This window comes from Bacillus songklensis (genome assembly GCF_042649685.1).
Lineage (GTDB): Bacteria > Bacillota > Bacilli > Bacillales > Bacillaceae_H > Bacillus_BA > Bacillus_BA songklensis.
This window is the reverse complement of sequence record NZ_JBHRZT010000070.1, coordinates 101,674-119,937: the sequence shown is the minus strand read 5'-3', so window position 1 is coordinate 119,937 and position 18,264 is coordinate 101,674. Positions and strand designations below refer to the sequence as shown.

Here is an 18,264-nt window from a genome sequence, read left to right as displayed (position 1 = left end):
GGATGGACGCACCGCTGGTGTACCAGTTGTCTTGCCAAAGGCATCGCTGGGTAGCTATGTGCGGACGGGATAAGTGCTGAAAGCATCTAAGCATGAAGCCTTCCTCAAGATGAGATTTCCCATAGCGCAAGCTAGTAAGATCCCTGAAAGATGATCAGGTTGATAGGTCAGAGATGGAAGCGTGGTGACACGTGGAGTTGACTGATACTAATCGATCGAGGACTTAACCTAAACGAAAAGCGGAGAAAGCCCGTTTAAACCGATAGGATGTTGGAGCTTCTGGCGGAAGAGACGATAGTCTCAACAGAGGAAGCGAAACAGCCGTACGGTTTGGCTTTCACAGCTGGACAATCAAGAAAAGTGGAGCAAGCTCGCTCATATCCATAGGGCATTGGAGCTTCTGACAGAGAAACCGCTCTTTGGTTTCGTCGGAAGACGCGAAATGACCGTAGGATATAGCTTGCGCAACTGGACAATGAAAAGCACTACACGCTTTCCTCAGTAATGTGTTATCTAGTTTTGAAGGAATAACTTTTAAAAAAAGGGTTGAAATTTCTTCTGAAATATGTATAATGTAATATGTCTGGTGATGATGGCGAAGAGGTCACACCCGTTCCCATGCCGAACACGGAAGTTAAGCTCTTCAGCGCCGATGGTAGTTGGGGGTCTCCCCCTGTGAGAGTAGGACGTCGCCAGGCACTGAAAAAAGACTAGTCAAATGACTAGTCTTTTTTTGTTTTATTATAAAATGAAAAATGCACACTATTAAGTAAAAGCAGCTTGTTTACAAAATTTGAAGGAGGGTTTAATGAGTTGAAAAAAACAAACCGTAAGCGTGAATACGAAGTATTGGAAAACGAAACTATTGACCAATGCTTAAATCGAATTAAAGCAGATGGATTTGTTCCTGTAAAAAGAACGGAAAAGCCCATTTTTAAAGAAGAGATCGTGAATGGTTTAAAAAAAGCTATTCCTGTAGGCAGAGTTATTATTTTTGAAGCTAAACAATTGTAAAAGGCGAACATTTTAAAAGGTTTAGTGTTAAATAGTTCGAATTATGGTTGACATACAAATCCTTTTGTTGCTAAAATGATAGTAGCTTAATAAGGGAACCTCATATAATAGTGGGAATATGGCTCACAAGTCTCTACCTGGCGACCGTAAATCGTTGGACTATGGGGGAAAGTGTGTCTGGATTATCCTGGTGTATAATATTAGGATATGTATTAACCCGGGTAGATGTATGCTTTCTTTCATAAAAGAGTGTATATCTACTTGGGTTTTTTTATTTTAAATAAAATAGCGCGTTAATATATAGGAGAGATTAAAATGGAACCTACTGTAGCAGTTATCATGGGGAGCACTTCTGACTGGGACACGATGAAGCATGCATGCGATATACTTGAAGAGTTACAAATCTCTTATGAAAAGAAAGTAGTATCTGCTCACCGTACACCTGATTATATGTTCGAATATGCTGAAACAGCAAGAGAACGTGGTATTCAAGTAATCATTGCAGGTGCAGGCGGAGCTGCCCATTTACCGGGCATGGTTGCTGCTAAAACAACGTTGCCGGTTATTGGTGTACCAGTGCAATCAAGAACATTAAACGGATTGGACTCATTATTATCGATTGTACAAATGCCAGGAGGTGTACCTGTTGCAACCGTAGCAATTGGCAAAGCTGGTGCTACTAATGCTGGTCTCTTAGCAGCACAAATTGTCGCAATTCACGATTTAACTGTCGCCGAAAAGCTAGAAGAGCGACGTCTTACAACACGAGATCAAGTACTAGAAAGTAGTGATCAACTTGGATTATAAGTTTATTTCACCAGGAAAAACTATTGGAATCGTAGGTGGCGGTCAGTTGGGCCGAATGATGGCATTATCTGCAAGGGAGATGGGATACGGTATTGCGGTTGTTGACCCAACCGAATCGTCTCCCTGCGGACAAATTGCTGACATTGAAATCGTCGGAAACTATGATGACCAGGAAGCAATTAGCCGATTAGCTAGCGTTGCTGATGTCATTACTTACGAATTTGAAAATGTCGATTCCGAAATGCTTCAATGGTTAGAAGAAAATGCGTATGTTCCACAGGGGAGCAGACTACTAACAATTACACAAAATCGGGCGTATGAAAAGCAAAGTATTACAGAAGCTGGTTTACGTGTAGCTCCTTATCGAACAGCTTTAAATAAAGAAGAGTTAGAGCAGGGAATTGAAGAAATCGGTTACCCGTGTGTGGTAAAAACTTGTCGAGGCGGCTACGATGGCAAAGGGCAGGTACTTATCAGAGGATATCAAGATATTGAAAAGTCATTTCCGTTGTTAGAGCAGGGTCAGTGCATTATTGAAAAATGGATGAACATTGACAAAGAAGTGTCTGTCATTGTTTTTCGCAATGGCAAAGGTGAAACAGATTGCCTGCCGATTGGCGAGAACATCCACAAAGATCACATTTTACATCAAACAATTGTGCCAGCACGGATTACTGCTGAACAAGCTGACCTAGCCAAAGAATATGCTGTGAAAATTGCAAACAAACTGCAATTAATTGGGACACTTGCTGTAGAAATGTTTATTACAAAAGAAGGGGAACTTTATATTAATGAGCTAGCCCCACGTCCTCATAATTCTGGACATTATTCAATTAATGCGTGTTTAACATCCCAATTTCAACAGCATATTCGTGCGATTTGTAATTGGCCTTTAGGAAAGTCGACACTTATAAAACCTGCTGTTATGGTCAATATTTTAGGAGAGCATGTTGAAAAAGTGATTGGAAAAATCGAACATTTTTCAGATTGTGATTTGCATTTGTACGGAAAAAAAGAGGCGAAACTCAAAAGAAAAATGGGACATCTGACAATTGTAGCTGATAAGATAGAAGATGCGTTGCAAAAAGCTGACGCCTTAGAAATTTGGAACTAAATGGAGGAAATAAAATGATTGAACGTTATAGCCGTCCCGAAATGGCAGCAATTTGGTCTGAGCAAAACCGCTTTGAAGCTTGGTTGGAAGTTGAAATCTTAGCATGTGAAGCATGGGCTGAATTAGGAGCGATTCCTAAAGAAGATGTAGTCTTACTTCGCCAAAATGCTTCATTTGACATTGAACGCATTAAAGAAATCGAAGAAGAAACACGCCATGATGTTGTAGCATTTACACGTGCTGTTTCAGAAACATTAGGTGAAGAGCGTAAATGGGTTCATTACGGTTTAACATCTACAGATGTTGTTGACACAGCTTTAGGATATCTTTTAAAACAGGCAAATGAAATTCTGTTAGCGGACTTAGAGCGGTTTATCAATATCTTAAAAGAAAAAGCACAAGAGCATAAATATACTGTTATGATGGGGCGTACACATGGGGTTCATGCTGAACCAACAACATTTGGTTTAAAGCTTGCACTATGGTATGAAGAAATGAAACGCAACTTAGAGCGTTTCAAACAAGCTGCTGATGGAGTACAATTCGGTAAGATTTCAGGTGCGGTAGGAACATTTGCTAATATTGATCCATTCGTAGAGAAATATGTATGTGAAAAACTTGGGACTAAACCAGCGCCGGTTTCAACACAAACACTCCAGCGTGATCGCCATGCGCATTATATGTCAGTACTTGCATTAATCGCAACATCCATTGAAAAGTTTGCAGTAGAAATTCGCGGTTTACAAAAAAGTGAGACTCGTGAAGTAGAAGAGTTTTTCGCAAAAGGGCAAAAAGGTTCTTCTGCAATGCCGCATAAACGCAATCCTATCGGTTCAGAGAATATGACTGGTCTTGCACGTGTTATCCGCGGCTATATGGTAACCGCTTATGATAATGTTCCGCTTTGGCATGAACGAGACATTTCACACTCTTCAGCTGAACGTATCATCTTACCAGATGCGACAATCGCATTAAACTATATGTTAAATCGTTTTTCTAACATTGTGCAAAACTTAACGGTATTCCCTGAAAACATGAAGAGAAACATGGAAAGAACATTCGGCCTTATTTATTCACAACGTGTACTTCTTGCTTTAATCGATAAAGGTATGACACGTGAAGAGGCATATGATACGGTACAGCCGAAAGCAATGGAAGCTTGGGAAAAGCAAGTTCCATTCCGTTCATTAGTGGAAGCTGAAGAGCGTATTACAAGCCGTTTAACAAAAGAAGAAATTGATGATTGCTTTGATTACACATATCATCTCAAAAATGTTGATATGATCTTTGAACGTCTAGGTCTTTAATCAAGAGGGAAGATAAGGAATCTTCTTTATCTTCCCTCAATTCACAGCGGTCTAAATATTCCGTCTACTGGGGGCTATAATCATGGAAAAGCAAGAGTTGCTATATGAAGGTAAAGCGAAAAAAATCTATAGAACAAACGAAGAAAATGTTTTATGGATTGAATATAAAAATGAGGCTACTGCATTTAATGGCCAAAAGAAAGCCAAAATTGAAGGGAAAGCTGTATTAAACAATAAGATTAGTAGTTTACTATTTTCACAGTTGCATAAAGCTGGAATTAAAACTCATTTTATTCAGCAGCTATCTGATCAAGAACAGCTTGTTCAAAAGGTAACAATTATCCCGATTGAAGTCGTTATCCGTAATATCGCGGCCGGCAGTATTTCACAGCGCCTTGGCTTCAAGGAAGGGTTAAAGTTTGCACAGCCCCTTGTCGAGTTTTACTACAAAAACGATGAGTTAGGTGATCCGCTCATTACTGATGATCATGTATTATTGCTCGAACTAGCAACAACTGCTGAATTAGAAGAAATTAAGCGACAAGCGCTAGCAGTAAATGAAGTATTAATCCCTTATTTTCAAGAAAAGAACATCAAATTAGTTGATTTCAAGTTAGAGTTTGGCAGAACTGCTGCCGGAGAAATCATTTTGGCAGATGAAATCTCTCCAGATACATGCCGTTTTTGGGATTTGGCAACAAACAAAAAGTTAGATAAAGATGTATTCAGAAGAGATCTAGGTAAATTAACAGATGCATATAACGAAATCTTAACGAGAATCGGAGGATAATCATGTATAAAGTAAAAGTGTTTGTCACATTAAGAGAGAGCGTATTAGATCCCCAAGGAACGGCAGTAAAAGGTTCTTTACACAGTTTATCATTCGATGCAGTAAAAGATGTGCGTATCGGTAAATACATGGAATTAACAGTTGATAAAGTAGACAACATTGACCAAATGGTTAAGGAAATGTGTGAAAAGTTACTCGCAAACGTTGTAATCGAAGATTATCGTTATGAAATCGAGGAGGTAGTAGCACAGTGAAATTTGCTGTAATCGTGTTCCCAGGATCAAACTGTGATGTTGATATGTATCATGCGATTAAAGATGAACTTGGTGCCGAAGTCGAGTATGTTTGGCATGATGCAAATAATCTAGATGGGTTTGACGGTATCTTACTACCGGGCGGGTTCTCTTATGGAGATTACCTTCGCTGTGGTGCTATTTCCCGCTTCTCGAATGTTATGAACGCTGTTAAAAAAGCGGCTGACCAAGGCAAGCCAATTTTAGGCGTTTGTAACGGGTTTCAAATTTTAGTAGAAGCAGGTCTGTTACCAGGTGCCTTAATACGTAACAAAAATATCAAATTTATGTGCCGTACAGTTGAGTTACGTGTAGAAAATAATGAAACGATGTTCACAGCGGAATATGAAAAAGGTGAAATCATCCAAATTCCAATCGCACATGGTGAAGGAAACTATTATTGCGATGAAGAGACATTGCAGCAATTAATTGAAAATAATCAAATTGCATTCCGTTATCATGGTGAAAATCCAAACGGAAGTATTTCAGATATCGCTGGTATCACAAACAAGCAAGGAAATGTTCTTGGTATGATGCCGCATCCAGAGCGTGCCGTTGATGAGTTATTAGGAGGCGCTGACGGGTTAAAGTTATTCAAGTCGATTTTGAAGCAATGGAGGGAAACACATGTCGTTACTGCTTGAGCCAAATCCGCAACAAATTCAAGATGAGAAAATCTACCGTGAAATGGGTGTAACTGACGAAGAATTTGGGATGATTAAAAACATCTTGAACCGTCTTCCTAATTATACAGAGTTAGGCCTCTTCTCAGTTATGTGGTCAGAGCATTGCAGTTATAAAAATTCAAAGCCTGTATTGCGCAAGTTCCCAACGAGCGGTGAGCATGTGTTACAAGGGCCTGGTGAAGGTGCCGGAGTCGTTGATATCGGTGACAGCCAGGCGGTTGTGTTCAAAATCGAAAGTCATAACCACCCTTCTGCGATTGAGCCATATCAAGGAGCCGCAACGGGTGTAGGCGGTATTATCCGTGATGTTTTTTCTATGGGAGCCCGTCCGATTGCTTTATTAAATTCACTTCGCTTTGGTGAGTTAAAAACTTCACGCGGAAAATATTTGTTTGAAGAAGTCGTTGCAGGTATTGCAGGATATGGAAACTGTATCGGTATCCCGACTGTAGGGGGAGAAATTCAATTTGATCCTTGCTATGAAGGGAACCCGCTTGTTAACGCAATGTGTGTTGGTTTAATCGACCATAAGGACATTAAAAAAGGTCAGGCGCACGGCGCGGGCAATACAGTCATGTACGTAGGAGCAAAAACAGGGCGCGATGGTATTCACGGGGCAACATTTGCATCCGAAGAGTTATCGGAAGCATCTGAAGAAAAACGTCCGGCCGTTCAAGTAGGAGATCCGTTTATGGAGAAGCTTCTTCTCGAAGCATGTCTGGAACTTGTTCACTCCGATGCTCTTGTGGGGATCCAAGATATGGGTGCGGCAGGCTTGACATCATCATCCGCTGAAATGGCAAGTAAAGCCGGCATGGGCATTGAGATGTATTTAGATGATGTACCACAGCGAGAAACAGGCATGACGCCGTATGAAATGATGTTATCTGAATCACAAGAGCGTATGTTAATCGTTGTGAAAAAAGGCCGTGAGCAAGAAATCATTGACTTATTCCATAAATACGGTTTAGAAGCCGTAGCAATTGGAAAAGTAACAGACGATAAAATGCTTCGTCTATTCCATAAAGGGGAAATGGTTGCTGAGGTTCCGGCTGATGCACTAGCAGAAGATGCACCAGTTTACCATAAACCATCTAAAGAACCAGCTTACTATGCTGAGTTCCAGGCGATGGAGGAGCAGATTCCAGAAGTAAACGACTATAATGAAACATTAATGGAATTATTACAACAACCAACAATTGCAAGCAAAAAGTGGGTTTACGATCAATATGATTACCAAGTGCGTACAAATACAGTTGTGACGCCAGGATCTGATGCTGCGGTTGTACGCGTACGCGGTACGAAAAAAGCTCTTGCCATGACAACGGATTGTAATTCTCGTTATATTTACCTTGATCCAGAAGTGGGCGGTAAGATCGCGGTTGCTGAAGCAGCGCGTAATATTGTATGTTCAGGTGCAAAGCCGCTTGCCATTACGGATAACTTAAATTATGGTAACCCGGAGAAGCCGGAAATCTTCTGGCAAATCGAAAAATCTGTTGACGGTATAAGTGAGGCTTGCCGTGTATTAAGTACACCCGTTATTGGAGGAAATGTATCCTTATACAATGAGCGCAGCGGTGAAGCGATTTATCCAACGCCAACAATTGGTATGGTCGGTTTAGTTGAAGACCTGGCCCATGTGACTACACAAGAGTTTAAGCAGGCCGGCGATCTTATTTATGTCATTGGTGAAACAAAGACAGAATTTGGCGGCAGTGAGCTCCAAAAGCTTCGTTACGGCAAAATCTTCGGTAAAGCACCAGCGATCGACTTAACTATTGAATCGAATCGCCAAGAACAATTGTTGGCAGCAATTAAAGCGGGTCTTGTCCAATCTGCGCACGATATTGCGGAAGGCGGTTTAGCAGTTGCCCTTGCAGAAAGCTTAATGGGTGCATCCGGATTGGGTGCGAATGTAGCTGTAACAGGTGAAAATGTGACAGCCTTATTCGCTGAAACACAATCACGTTTCCTCGTTTCCGTTAAACCAGAAAATAAAGAAGCGTTTGAAAAAGCTGTGACAGCTTATTTTGCGGGAGAAGTAACGGAAACAAATGAGCTTGTAGTAAGCAACGAACAAAAAGAGTTACTTGTTAACATAGATGTAGACAAAATGAGAACGGCTTGGAAAGGAGCTATTCCATGCTTGCTGAAATCAAAGGCTTAAACGAAGAGTGTGGCGTTTTTGGAGTATGGGGGCATGATAATGCTGCCCAGATTACCTATTATGGACTTCATAGTTTGCAGCATCGCGGCCAAGAAGGTGCGGGAATCGCTGTAACAGACGGTGAAAAGGTAACTGTTGCAAAAGGTCTCGGACTTGTCACAGAAGTATTTGGTCAAGGAGAAATTAACGATTTACATGGAAAAGCGGCGATTGGCCATGTTCGTTATGCAACTGCAGGAGGAGGCGGCTATCAAAATGTACAGCCGCTTCACTTCCAATCGCATAGCGGCAGTCTTGCTTTAGCTCATAACGGAAATCTGGTAAATGCAACAGCTTTAAAACACCAATTGGAAAACCAGGGGAGTATCTTTCAAACAACTTCAGATACAGAAGTATTGGCACATTTAATTAAAAGAAGCGGTTATCAAACATTAAAAGATCAAGTGAAGAATGCATTGACGATGTTGAAGGGTGCATATGCGTTTTTAATTTTGACGGAAACGGAAATGTTAGTTGCTCTTGATCCAAATGGCTTGCGTCCACTTTCGATCGGTCGCTTAGGCGATGCATATGTTGTCGTGTCCGAGACGTGTGCACTTGATGTAATTGGTGCCACGTATGTAAGAGATGTGGAGCCCGGGGAGTTATTAATCATTAATGATGGAGGCTTAACATCTGAACGTTTTACTTTAAATATAAATCGTGCCATTTGTAGTATGGAATACATTTATTTCTCAAGGCCGGATAGCAACATCGATGGAATCAACATTCATTCAGCCCGCAAAAATTTAGGCCGTCAAATGGCCATTGAAGCACCAGTAGAAGCAGACGTGGTTACAGGTGTACCTGACTCAAGTATATCGGCAGCAATCGGCTTTGCTGAACAATCAGGTATTCCATATGAGTTAGGTTTAATTAAAAACCGCTATGTCGGCCGTACGTTTATTCAGCCTTCACAAGAGCTTCGTGAGCAAGGGGTAAAAATGAAACTTTCTCCTGTTCGCAAAATTGTAGAAGGAAAACGTGTTGTCATGGTAGATGATTCGATTGTAAGGGGAACAACAAGCCGCCGCATCGTGAATATGCTTCGTGAAGCGGGAGCGACAGAAGTACATGTTCGCATTAGTTCTCCTCCAATTAAAAATCCATGCTTCTATGGTATTGATACGTCAACAACAGAAGAGTTGATTGCAGCAAATCATACAGTTGAAGAAATTCGTGAAATGATCGGAGCGGATTCGCTTGTGTTTCTAAGTGAAAAAGGGCTTGTTGAAGCAATCGACAGACCGTATGAGGGAAAATATCGAGGTCAGTGCATGGCTTGTTTTACAGGGAAATACCCGACGGAAATTTACCAGGATACGCTGCATCCGCATGAGAAGGTTACATGTTAAACAAGCGTGTCATCATTTTCTACTAGAAAGGCATAAAAAGGAGGACTCATATGTCTCAGTCATATAAGCAAGCAGGAGTCGATATACAAGCAGGATATGAAGCGGTTGACCGGATGAAAAAGCATATTAAGCGTACAGTGCGGTCGGGCGTTTTAGGAGCGGTAGGCGGCTTTGGCGGAATGTTTGATTTATCGCTTCTAAATGTGAAGGAGCCTGTTTTAGTTTCAGGTACAGACGGTGTCGGAACGAAGTTGATGCTTGCTTTTTTACTAGATAAACATGACACAATCGGAATCGATGCAGTGGCAATGTGTGTAAACGATATTGTTGTTCAAGGAGCTGAGCCGCTTTATTTCCTTGACTATATTGCGTGCGGAAAAGCTGTTCCTGAGAAAATTGAACACATTGTTAAGGGCGTGGCAGACGGATGTGAGCAGGCAGGTTGTGCTCTTATTGGAGGAGAGACTGCGGAGATGCCTGGATTATATAGTGAAGAAGAATATGATTTGGCTGGTTTTTCCGTTGGTGTAGCAGAAAAGTCAAAGCTTGTCACAGGTGAAACGATTGAAGCTGGTGATGTTTTGATTGGGATCTCTTCCAGCGGTATTCACAGCAACGGTTATTCGCTTGTAAGAAAAGTTTTATTGGAAGATGCTAAACTTGATTTACATCAAACATATGATGGCTTTGATGTAACTTTAGGTGAAGAGCTGTTAAAACCGACTAAAATCTATGTGAAAGCTGTCCTACATGCACTGGAAGCAGGAAACATTAAAGGGATGGCTCATATTACGGGAGGCGGTTTCTATGAGAATATCCCGCGTATGCTTCCAGCAGGTTTAGGGGTTGAGGTTGATTATGGATCATGGCCAATTCCTTACATCTTTGATTTTATTCAAGAAAAAGGTGCCTTGAATCGAAAAGAGATGTTTGAAGTATTCAATATGGGGATTGGATTCGTATTGGCTGTGTCACCTGATCATTTGCATTCTGCTATTCGGGCTATTGAAGCGGAAGGTGAGAAAGCTTATATTATTGGCCGTGTAACGAATGAAGAAGGCGTTCAATTTGGCGGAGGAGCAATTGTATGATTAGCATCGCAGTGTTTGCATCAGGAAGCGGAAGTAACTTTCAAGCCATTTACGATGCGACCCAATCAGGCAGACTTCAAGCGCAGGTATCTTTGCTTGTGTGTGATAAACCGGATGCTAAAGTCATTGAACGTGCAGAGAAGGCGGGAGTTCAGACATTCGTCTTTTCTCCCAAAGATTTTGCCAGTAAAGAGGAATATGAAACAGAAATTTACAAACAACTTTCACAACAAAATGTAGAGTTTATTGTGCTAGCAGGATATATGCGTTTGATTGGCTCTGTGCTTCTAGAGAAGTTTAAAGGGAAAATCGTTAATATCCACCCTTCTCTGTTACCGTCTTTTCCTGGAAAAGATGCAATTGGCCAAGCGGTAAAAGCAGGCGTAAAAGTAACGGGTGTTACCATTCATTATGTAGATGCAGGAATGGATACCGGGCCAATTATCGCACAGCAAGCCATTGAAATCGGGAAAGGCTATACGAGAGAAACGATTGAGCAGCGTATTCATCAAGTTGAACATGCCATTTATGCTGAGACACTACAACAGCTATTTCAGCAAATCAAAAAAGCAGGAAATTCCTTGATAAAAACTTTTTAATACTTTACCATGATAATGAACAAAAGCAAAGTGAGAGGGGAATCAGCATGACAGCGAAGCGTGCTCTTATTAGTGTATCAGACAAGAATGGTATTCTTGAATTTGCCGGAGAGTTGACCAAGCTGGGATATGAAATTATTTCAACTGGTGGAACAAAAAAAGTATTGCAAGAAAATAAAATTCCGGTTATTGGTATTTCAGAAGTGACAGGTTTTCCTGAAATTTTAGATGGCAGAGTGAAAACACTACACCCTAAAATCCATGGCGGTTTATTAGCACTTCGAGCAAACGAAGATCATCAAAAACAAATTGAAGAGCATGACATCACACCAATCGATTTAGTTGTTGTCAACCTATATCCATTCCAACAGACTATTGAAAAACCGGATGTAACCCTTGCAGAGGCAATTGAAAACATTGATATTGGCGGCCCTTCAATGTTACGTTCAGCAGCGAAAAACTATCAATCTGTCACAGTGGCAGTAGATCCAGCTGATTATGAAACAATTATTACGGAACTAAAAGAGAATGGAACAGTTTCATTTGAAACAAATCAGCGTTTAGCGGCGAAAGTGTTCCGCCATACGGCAGCATATGATGCGCTTATTGCTGAATATTTAACAAATATCACTGGTGAGACGAGCACAGAAAAGTTAACAGTTACGTTTGAAAAGGTTCAAGGCTTGCGTTATGGAGAGAATCCGCATCAACAAGCGGCGTTTTACAAAAAACCACTAGCGCAAAAAGGCTCAATCGCAACGGCGACACAATTGCATGGTAAAGAGCTTTCATACAACAACATTAACGATGCCAATGCAGCATTACAAATTGTAAAAGAATTTACTGAACCTGCAGTAGTAGCAGTCAAGCATATGAACCCTTGTGGTGTCGGTGTTGGTAAAACAATCGAAGAAGCATACGGAAAAGCGTACGAAGCAGATCCAACGTCTATTTTTGGCGGTATCATTGCAGCTAACTATCCAATTGATGGTGCAACAGCTGCTAAAATGCATGAAATCTTCTTAGAAATCATTATTGCTCCTTCATTTACTCAAGAGGCATTAGACATTTTAACGACAAAGAAAAACTTACGCTTGTTAACAATCGAGTTTGATCAAAGCGAAAAGAGAGAAGTACAATTAACAACGATTAAAGGCGGTTTGCTTGTTCAAGAAGAGGATACTTACGGATTTGATGATGCGAATATCACAGTCCCAACAAAACGCCAACCAACAGAACAGGAGTGGGCAGATCTAAATCTTGCTTGGAAAGTTGTTAAGCATGTGAAATCAAATGCAATCGTACTTGCAAAAGATGATATGACAATCGGTGTTGGTGCCGGTCAAATGAATCGTGTAGGTGCAGCACAAATTGCCATCAATCAAGCCGGGGAAAAAGCAAAGGGTGCAGCGTTAGGATCTGATGCTTTCTTTCCAATGAGCGATACAGTTGAAGCAGCAGCAAAAGCAGGCATTACAGCAATCATTCAGCCTGGTGGTTCTATCCGTGATGAAGACTCAATTAAAAAAGCAGACGAGTATGGTATTACAATGGTCTTCACAGGCGTGAGACATTTCAAACATTAAAAAAAGTGCATAGGCCCTAAGAAAAAATGAATTTCTTCTTAAAAAGCGCTTTTATTCGAGGGGGAAATTCATTTTCCAGGGGTAGCTAGGGCGTAAGCTGTAAAAAAGCGATAAACTTAACAATAACTTGTAGTTCAATGAGGTGGGTATAGTGAATGTTTTAATTATCGGCAAAGGCGGCAGAGAGCATGCGATTGCATGGAAAGTATCACAAAGTCCATTAGTAGAAAAGGTTTTTGTTGCACCCGGAAACGATGGAATGACAGATGTAGCAACCCTTGTCCCGATTCAAGAAGATGCACAAGATCAACTAGTTGCATTCGCAAAGGAAAACAATATAGGTTTAACGATTGTCGGTCCTGAAATACCACTTATTGAGGGCATTGTTGATACATTTGAAAAAGAGGGACTAAAAATATTTGGTCCGAGACAAAAGGCAGCAATGATTGAAGGCAGCAAAGACTTTGCGAAGCAATTAATGGAAAAATATAAAATTCCTACTGCTGATTACAAGACATTTACAGATTATGAAGCGGCAAAAGCATATATTGAGGAAAAAGGGGCTCCAATCGTTATTAAAGCAGATGGTTTAGCTGCGGGTAAAGGTGTAACGGTAGCAATGACAATAAAAGAAGCCATTCAAACACTTCGGGAAATGCTGGTTGAAGGGAAATTCGATGAAGCAAGCCGCAAAGTAGTCATTGAAGAGTACCTTGAAGGGCAGGAGTTTTCACTAATGGCATTTGTCAATGGTACAAGGGTGTACCCGATGGTGATTGCCCAAGACCATAAACGTGCATATAACGGTGACAAAGGTCCAAACACAGGCGGAATGGGCGCGTACTCTCCTGTTCCTCAAATCAATGAAGAGGTTGTGCAAACAGCAATTGAAACCATTGTGCATCCGATGACGGAAGCAATGATGAAAGAAGAATGTCCATATACAGGTGTATTATACGCTGGTTTAATGGCAACAACGACCGGCCCTAAAGTCATTGAATTCAATGCCCGTTTTGGTGATCCGGAAACACAAGTCGTATTACCAAGAATGGAAAGTGACTTAGTGGAAGTATTGCTTAACTTATTGGAAGATAAAGCAGTTGATGTGAAATGGACAGAACAAGCAATTGTTGGGGTAGTAGTTGCTGCCGAAGGCTATCCAAACGAGTACAGGAAGAACACGCCGATTTACGGTCTAAACGATGTAAGCAATGAAGCACTCGTGTTTCATGCAGGTACAAAATTAGTGGACGGTACTTATGTAACCAATGGGGGACGCGTGCTTCTTGTAGCAGGCAAAGCCGATACATTAGAACTTGCCCAAAAACAAGTATATAAGGAACTTAAACAGCTATCATCAGAAGGTTTATTCTACCGTGATGATATTGCAGACAAAGCATTAAAATTAACGTCGCTTTAATTGTTTGCAACTAGTCTGACTATACTCTCTTCTTGAATCGGTAAATGTGAAAAAGACAAGCGGGATCATTTGCTTGTCTTTTTTAGTAAATCAAAACATCCGTTTTACTTTTTAAAATGTTGAAAACGTTTGTGCGTCTATTTACCCCCATATTAAAATGTATCTTGTTTTTGTCGTTTAAGAAGGATTGAAGGTAGATGACTCTTGCTCTATTTGCTGCTGTTGTTGATCTTGCTGATATTTATCATATAAGAAAGTTAACGGGCAAAAACGGGTGATTCCTTCCCCAACTTTCATTGCACCCATCATCGCAGCTAAAAGGTAGGATTCACGGTAAGGTCTCTTGGCTAATCGGGCTGTAGCCCATGTCAAAACGGTAAAACCAAATGTGATACGGACAAGTGCATTTATAATACCGATATTTGGCTTCATATTCTATCACCTATATTCCTATAATTTTTTGTAAAAAATTCACATATTCTTTAGTGCTTTAATATGGTTAATATGTTACGATTGAAATAACCATTATGATGAAGGGGGGAGTTGTACATGCTTGAACAACGATATCGCTGGAAAAATAAACACCTGCGTGAGCATGTAGCAGTTTTAAATGGGCAGAAATCACCCACTTTATTACTGAAAAATGCCACCTACTTAAACCAGCATTTAAGAAGTTGGCTTTCAGCAAACATTTGGATTTACGAAGACCGGATTGTTTATGTAGGAAATGAAATGCCTGAAAAGTTAAAAGATACTGAAGTAATAGATTGCCAAGGATTGTTTCTTGTTCCTGGATATATCGAACCCCATGTTCATCCTTTTCAATTATATAATCCCCATTCGTTTGCAAAATATGCATCACAGCACGGAACCACGACACTTATCAATGATAATATGATTTTAGCTTTGCATTTAACAAAAAAGAAAGCGTTTTCTTTTTTGAAAGAGATGCGTACAATTCCGGCTACGATGTATTGGTGGTGCCGCTTTGATCCGCAAACTGAAATCGTGCATGAAGAGACTGTCTTTTCACATGCCAACGTAAAAGCGTGGTTGGAACATGATGCCGTATTACAAGGGGGAGAGCTTACAGGCTGGCCTAAGTTATTATCGGGTGATGATTTGATGCTGCATTGGATGCAAGAGGCAAAGCGAATGAGAAAACAAATTGAAGGTCATTTTCCAGGCTCGTCTGAAATGACACTTGCTAAGCTTATGCTGTTAGGAGCGGACTGCGATCATGAGGCTATGACAGGGGAAGATGTGTTAAAGAGGCTTCTTCAAGGATATACGGTGTCGCTTCGTCATTCATCTATTCGACCTGACCTGCCAAAGCTGCTGAAAGAAATTCAAGAACTAGGCATTCAGCATTACGATAAAATGATGATGAATACAGATGGATCTCCTCCTTCTTTCTATGAAAAAGGGGTTTCCGATCATCTCATCAGGCTGGCTATCAAGCAAGGGGTTCCGGTTATCGATGCTTATAATATGGCCACCATTAATATTGCACGTTACTATAATATCGAATACTTGCACGGCAGTATTGCAACAGGACGCGTAGCGAATATTAATTTCCTAGATTCCATCAAGAACCCGACCCCTATCTCTGTTTTAGCAAAAGGAGATTGGATTGTAAAAGATGGAGAAGTGCAGAATGCATTCAATCCGTTTCCATGGGAAGAGCATGACTTTGCTCCACTAAAGTTAGACTGGGATTTGACGATGGATGATATGCAGTTTTCAATGCCATTGGGGATGTTAATGGAAAACGCCGTCATTATTAAACCTTATTCTATAGGAATTGACATTTCAGGAGATGAACTTTCAACTTCTCACGATGGGAGTTTCATGATGCTCGTTGATCGTCAGGGAAAATGGCGGATCAATACGATCATTAAAGGATTTACGACAAACGTTTTAGGATTTGCAAGCTCGTTTTCTAATACGGGAGATATTGTATTGATTGGCAAAAACAAAGAGGATATGCTCAAGGCTTTTCAGCGCATGAAGGAGATTGGCGGAGGAATTGTATTAGTGGAACACGGAGAAGTCGTGTATGAAGTACCCCTCACTCTAAATGGAATCATGTCCGATAAAAAGATAGAAGATCTAATGGAAGAGGAAAAGCAGCTGAGTCGTCTGCTGCGCGAGAGAGGCTACTGTTACAGTGACCCGATTTATTCCCTGCTATTCTTTTCCTCTACACATTTACCGTATATTCGCATTACGCCAAATGGAATTTACGATGTAATGAATAAAGTAGTACTGTTTCCGTCAATAATGCGTTAAAATATAAAAGTGGTAAAGGTTGTGCCTGCCTTGAAAAAATATTTTATTTGTTTAAGTTTGTTAGCATTGTTAGCGGGATGTCAACCCACAGAGAAACCAAAAATTAAAGAGAAAACAAATACATCCGAAGTAAGTGTATCACAAGAAGCGACCGCTTCTTACATATCTCCTTTAACAGGAGTCGAAGTTGATCAAGAATTGATGAATCGACCTGTTGCGGTCATGATTAATAATCATCCAAAGGCAAGACCGCAGGCAGGATTACCGCAGGCTGATATTGTATATGAGGCGTTGGCTGAAGGTGATATCACACGTTTTTTGGCTATCTTTCATAGCGAGAAGCCAGCATTTATCGGTCCGGTTAGAAGTGCCAGGGATTATTACATTGACTTGAGCAATGGCTATCATGCACTGTATATATGTCATGGCTGGAGTCCGGAAGCGAAGCAAATGCTCGAATCCGGCGATGTCGATCATTTAAATGGGTTGTTTTTTGATGGGATACTGTTTGAAAGGGTTTCGTTTCGAAAGGCACCGCACGATTCATATATTTCATACGATAATATTTTAAAAGGTGCGGGGTTGAAAGGGTATGAAATGGAAGAAGAAGTCGAACCTCTTTTATTTCAGGAGAAGCCCTTTGAGTCAGAAGGGAAAAAGGCTCAAAAAATTACCATATCCTATTCACGCGGGTCTATGTCTGAAGTCGAATATGTGTATAATAAGAAAGACGGGCGATATGATCGATTCACAAGCAATGAAAAGCTCATTGATTATAATACAAAGCAACCTGTACAAATGGATAATATACTCATTGTAGAAATGGACCATGAGATTGTTGATCAACAAGGAAGACGAGATATTGATTTAACCTCGGGCGGAAAAGGGTATTTAATACAGAAAGGAAAAGCCCTTCCGGTTCAATGGAAAAACGAGAACGGTAGAATTGTCCCCTATCGAGAAGGAAATCCCATTCATTTTATAAAAGGGAAGACTTGGATTAATATCGTTCCATTATCACCTGGTTTAGAACATATTGTTTCCATTCAAAGCAATGAAAAAGGAGTTTGAGTTCATGCAGATTGATAAACTTCGTGGGAAAGAGTTAGATCAATTATTTAAAGCTGTATTATCATTAAAAGACCTTGAAGAATGTTATCGCTTTTTTGATGACTTGTGCACTGTGAACGAAATTCAATCACTTGCACAGAGGTTAGAGGTAGCTCGCATGCTGCGTGAAGGGAATACTTATCATAAAATTGAAACAGAGACGGGTGCGAGTACAGCAACGATTTCTCGTGTAAAGCGTTGTTTGAACTACGGCAGTGATGCTTACCAAATGGTGCTTGAGCGCATCAGCTCAGATGAAAACAAAGAAGAAAACAAGTAAAAAGTATCCCTTTTGGGGATACTTTTTACTATATAATTTGAAAAGATATTGACTATTTTTAGGGATTCTGTTATATAATAAATATAAAATAAATAATCTGTTATAAAACAGAGCGAGGGGAGAATTATAAAATGGAAATGTATACACAAGCATATAACAGGTATATGGAGAAATGTGAAAAGTTCGGAGTAAAAGGTATCGATTTTATTGAGTTTATCCGCAATACAACAACAGAACAAGTACAAACGATGTTAAGTAATTCACATTAAGGCAATTGGAGTGGAAAAAATGAATAGTGACGTGGAGGTCGC

The 18,264-nt window shown here is 40.4% G+C and carries 18 protein-coding genes, 2 rRNA genes and 1 riboswitch; of the genes, 19 read left to right on the top strand and 1 reads right to left on the bottom strand.

From position 1 onward, the window contains the following. From ACFOU2_RS18750 to purD, 15 genes are all read left to right on the top strand, one after another. Positions 1 to 231 (top strand): 23S ribosomal RNA (locus ACFOU2_RS18750); the annotation flags it as partial. Positions 232 to 582: 351 nt separating this feature from the next. Beyond that, a 5S ribosomal RNA gene (gene rrf / locus ACFOU2_RS18745) occupies positions 583 to 698 on the top strand. A 115-nt stretch (positions 699 to 813) separates the two neighbouring features. After that, the gene (locus tag ACFOU2_RS18740) at positions 814 to 1,014 is read left to right on the top strand and encodes an NETI motif-containing protein (RefSeq protein ID WP_377917836.1); all 201 of its coding nucleotides are present in this window, start codon (positions 814 to 816) and stop codon (positions 1,012 to 1,014) included. Between the two features lie 80 nt (positions 1,015 to 1,094). After that, a riboswitch (purine riboswitch) is annotated at positions 1,095 to 1,196 on the top strand. A 133-nt stretch (positions 1,197 to 1,329) separates the two neighbouring features. Then, positions 1,330 to 1,821, top strand: coding sequence for a 5-(carboxyamino)imidazole ribonucleotide mutase (purE, locus tag ACFOU2_RS18735; protein WP_377917834.1), 492 nt, complete (start codon positions 1,330 to 1,332; stop codon positions 1,819 to 1,821). Beyond that, complete coding sequence (purK, locus tag ACFOU2_RS18730) at positions 1,811 to 2,935, top strand: 5-(carboxyamino)imidazole ribonucleotide synthase (protein ID WP_377917832.1); 1,125 nt, start codon at positions 1,811 to 1,813, stop codon at positions 2,933 to 2,935. Before purE ends, purK begins: the two co-directional genes overlap by 11 nt. Positions 2,936 to 2,949: 14 nt before the next feature. Further along, positions 2,950 to 4,242 (top strand): adenylosuccinate lyase, encoded by a 1,293-nt coding sequence (gene purB, locus ACFOU2_RS18725; RefSeq protein ID WP_377917830.1) that lies wholly within the window; start codon positions 2,950 to 2,952, stop codon positions 4,240 to 4,242. An 82-nt stretch (positions 4,243 to 4,324) separates the two neighbouring features. After that, positions 4,325 to 5,032: a phosphoribosylaminoimidazolesuccinocarboxamide synthase gene (gene purC / locus ACFOU2_RS18720; protein ID WP_377917828.1), complete on the top strand. Its 708-nt coding sequence runs from the start codon at positions 4,325 to 4,327 to the stop codon at positions 5,030 to 5,032. A gap of 2 nt (positions 5,033 to 5,034) precedes the next feature. Next, positions 5,035 to 5,286 carry a phosphoribosylformylglycinamidine synthase subunit PurS gene (purS, locus tag ACFOU2_RS18715; RefSeq protein WP_377917826.1) on the top strand — a complete coding sequence of 84 codons (252 nt, stop codon included), beginning with the start codon at positions 5,035 to 5,037 and terminating at the stop codon, positions 5,284 to 5,286. Then, on the top strand, positions 5,283 to 5,969 hold the full coding sequence (gene purQ, locus ACFOU2_RS18710; RefSeq protein ID WP_377917824.1) for a phosphoribosylformylglycinamidine synthase subunit PurQ: 687 nt from the start codon (positions 5,283 to 5,285) through the stop codon (positions 5,967 to 5,969). Before purS ends, purQ begins: the two co-directional genes overlap by 4 nt. After that, positions 5,953 to 8,181 carry a phosphoribosylformylglycinamidine synthase subunit PurL gene (gene purL, locus ACFOU2_RS18705; protein ID WP_377917822.1) on the top strand — a complete coding sequence of 743 codons (2,229 nt, stop codon included), beginning with the start codon at positions 5,953 to 5,955 and terminating at the stop codon, positions 8,179 to 8,181. The genes purQ and purL overlap by 17 nt, the downstream gene beginning before the upstream one ends. Continuing rightward, positions 8,157 to 9,575 carry an amidophosphoribosyltransferase gene (purF, locus tag ACFOU2_RS18700; RefSeq protein ID WP_377917820.1) on the top strand — a complete coding sequence of 473 codons (1,419 nt, stop codon included), beginning with the start codon at positions 8,157 to 8,159 and terminating at the stop codon, positions 9,573 to 9,575. The genes purL and purF overlap by 25 nt, the downstream gene beginning before the upstream one ends. A 50-nt stretch (positions 9,576 to 9,625) precedes the next feature. Then, positions 9,626 to 10,666 (top strand): phosphoribosylformylglycinamidine cyclo-ligase, encoded by a 1,041-nt coding sequence (gene purM / locus ACFOU2_RS18695; RefSeq protein WP_377917818.1) that lies wholly within the window; start codon positions 9,626 to 9,628, stop codon positions 10,664 to 10,666. Beyond that, a complete protein-coding gene (gene purN, locus ACFOU2_RS18690) occupies positions 10,663 to 11,265 on the top strand; it encodes a phosphoribosylglycinamide formyltransferase (RefSeq protein WP_377917816.1) in 603 nt (200 codons plus the stop codon). Before purM ends, purN begins: the two co-directional genes overlap by 4 nt. Before the next feature lie 47 nt (positions 11,266 to 11,312). Beyond that, positions 11,313 to 12,851 carry a bifunctional phosphoribosylaminoimidazolecarboxamide formyltransferase/IMP cyclohydrolase gene (purH, locus tag ACFOU2_RS18685; protein ID WP_377917814.1) on the top strand — a complete coding sequence of 513 codons (1,539 nt, stop codon included), beginning with the start codon at positions 11,313 to 11,315 and terminating at the stop codon, positions 12,849 to 12,851. 151 nt (positions 12,852 to 13,002) lie between these two features. Continuing rightward, the gene (gene purD, locus ACFOU2_RS18680; protein ID WP_377917812.1) at positions 13,003 to 14,271 is read left to right on the top strand and encodes a phosphoribosylamine--glycine ligase; all 1,269 of its coding nucleotides are present in this window, start codon (positions 13,003 to 13,005) and stop codon (positions 14,269 to 14,271) included. Between the two features lie 177 nt (positions 14,272 to 14,448). Here purD and ACFOU2_RS18675 read toward each other — a convergent pair whose 3' ends face one another. Next, positions 14,449 to 14,703: a YgaP family membrane protein gene (locus ACFOU2_RS18675; protein WP_377917810.1), complete on the bottom strand. Its 255-nt coding sequence runs from the start codon at positions 14,701 to 14,703 to the stop codon at positions 14,449 to 14,451. Positions 14,704 to 14,820: 117 nt separating this feature from the next. Here ACFOU2_RS18675 and ACFOU2_RS18670 point away from each other — a divergent pair, with 117 nt between their 5' ends. The 4 genes from ACFOU2_RS18670 (at position 14,821) to ACFOU2_RS18655 (ending at position 18,222) form a co-directional block, all read left to right on the top strand. Next, positions 14,821 to 16,563 (top strand): adenine deaminase C-terminal domain-containing protein, encoded by a 1,743-nt coding sequence (locus ACFOU2_RS18670; protein WP_377917808.1) that lies wholly within the window; start codon positions 14,821 to 14,823, stop codon positions 16,561 to 16,563. Positions 16,564 to 16,593: 30 nt separating this feature from the next. Next, complete coding sequence (locus tag ACFOU2_RS18665; protein WP_377917806.1) at positions 16,594 to 17,634, top strand: DUF3048 domain-containing protein; 1,041 nt, start codon at positions 16,594 to 16,596, stop codon at positions 17,632 to 17,634. A gap of 4 nt (positions 17,635 to 17,638) precedes the next feature. Next, positions 17,639 to 17,953 (top strand): YerC/YecD family TrpR-related protein, encoded by a 315-nt coding sequence (locus tag ACFOU2_RS18660; RefSeq protein WP_377917805.1) that lies wholly within the window; start codon positions 17,639 to 17,641, stop codon positions 17,951 to 17,953. 131 nt (positions 17,954 to 18,084) lie between these two features. Next, on the top strand, positions 18,085 to 18,222 hold the full coding sequence (locus ACFOU2_RS18655; RefSeq protein WP_377917803.1) for a hypothetical protein: 138 nt from the start codon (positions 18,085 to 18,087) through the stop codon (positions 18,220 to 18,222). The last annotated feature ends 42 nt before the right edge of the window (positions 18,223 to 18,264 follow it).

Coding starts and splice junctions, on each gene's coding strand:
- purE (WP_377917834.1), top strand. CDS start 1,330: ATGGAACCTACTGTAGCAGTTATCATGGGGAGCACTTCTGACTGGGAC.
- purB (WP_377917830.1), top strand. CDS start 2,950: ATGATTGAACGTTATAGCCGTCCCGAAATGGCAGCAATTTGGTCTGAG.
- purC (WP_377917828.1), top strand. CDS start 4,325: ATGGAAAAGCAAGAGTTGCTATATGAAGGTAAAGCGAAAAAAATCTAT.
- purS (WP_377917826.1), top strand. CDS start 5,035: ATGTATAAAGTAAAAGTGTTTGTCACATTAAGAGAGAGCGTATTAGAT.
- purL (WP_377917822.1), top strand. CDS start 5,953: ATGTCGTTACTGCTTGAGCCAAATCCGCAACAAATTCAAGATGAGAAA.
- purF (WP_377917820.1), top strand. CDS start 8,157: ATGCTTGCTGAAATCAAAGGCTTAAACGAAGAGTGTGGCGTTTTTGGA.
- purM (WP_377917818.1), top strand. CDS start 9,626: ATGTCTCAGTCATATAAGCAAGCAGGAGTCGATATACAAGCAGGATAT.
- purN (WP_377917816.1), top strand. CDS start 10,663: ATGATTAGCATCGCAGTGTTTGCATCAGGAAGCGGAAGTAACTTTCAA.
- purH (WP_377917814.1), top strand. CDS start 11,313: ATGACAGCGAAGCGTGCTCTTATTAGTGTATCAGACAAGAATGGTATT.
- ACFOU2_RS18675 (WP_377917810.1), bottom strand. CDS start 14,703: ATGAAGCCAAATATCGGTATTATAAATGCACTTGTCCGTATCACATTT.
- ACFOU2_RS18670 (WP_377917808.1), top strand. CDS start 14,821: ATGCTTGAACAACGATATCGCTGGAAAAATAAACACCTGCGTGAGCAT.
- ACFOU2_RS18660 (WP_377917805.1), top strand. CDS start 17,639: ATGCAGATTGATAAACTTCGTGGGAAAGAGTTAGATCAATTATTTAAA.
- ACFOU2_RS18655 (WP_377917803.1), top strand. CDS start 18,085: ATGGAAATGTATACACAAGCATATAACAGGTATATGGAGAAATGTGAA.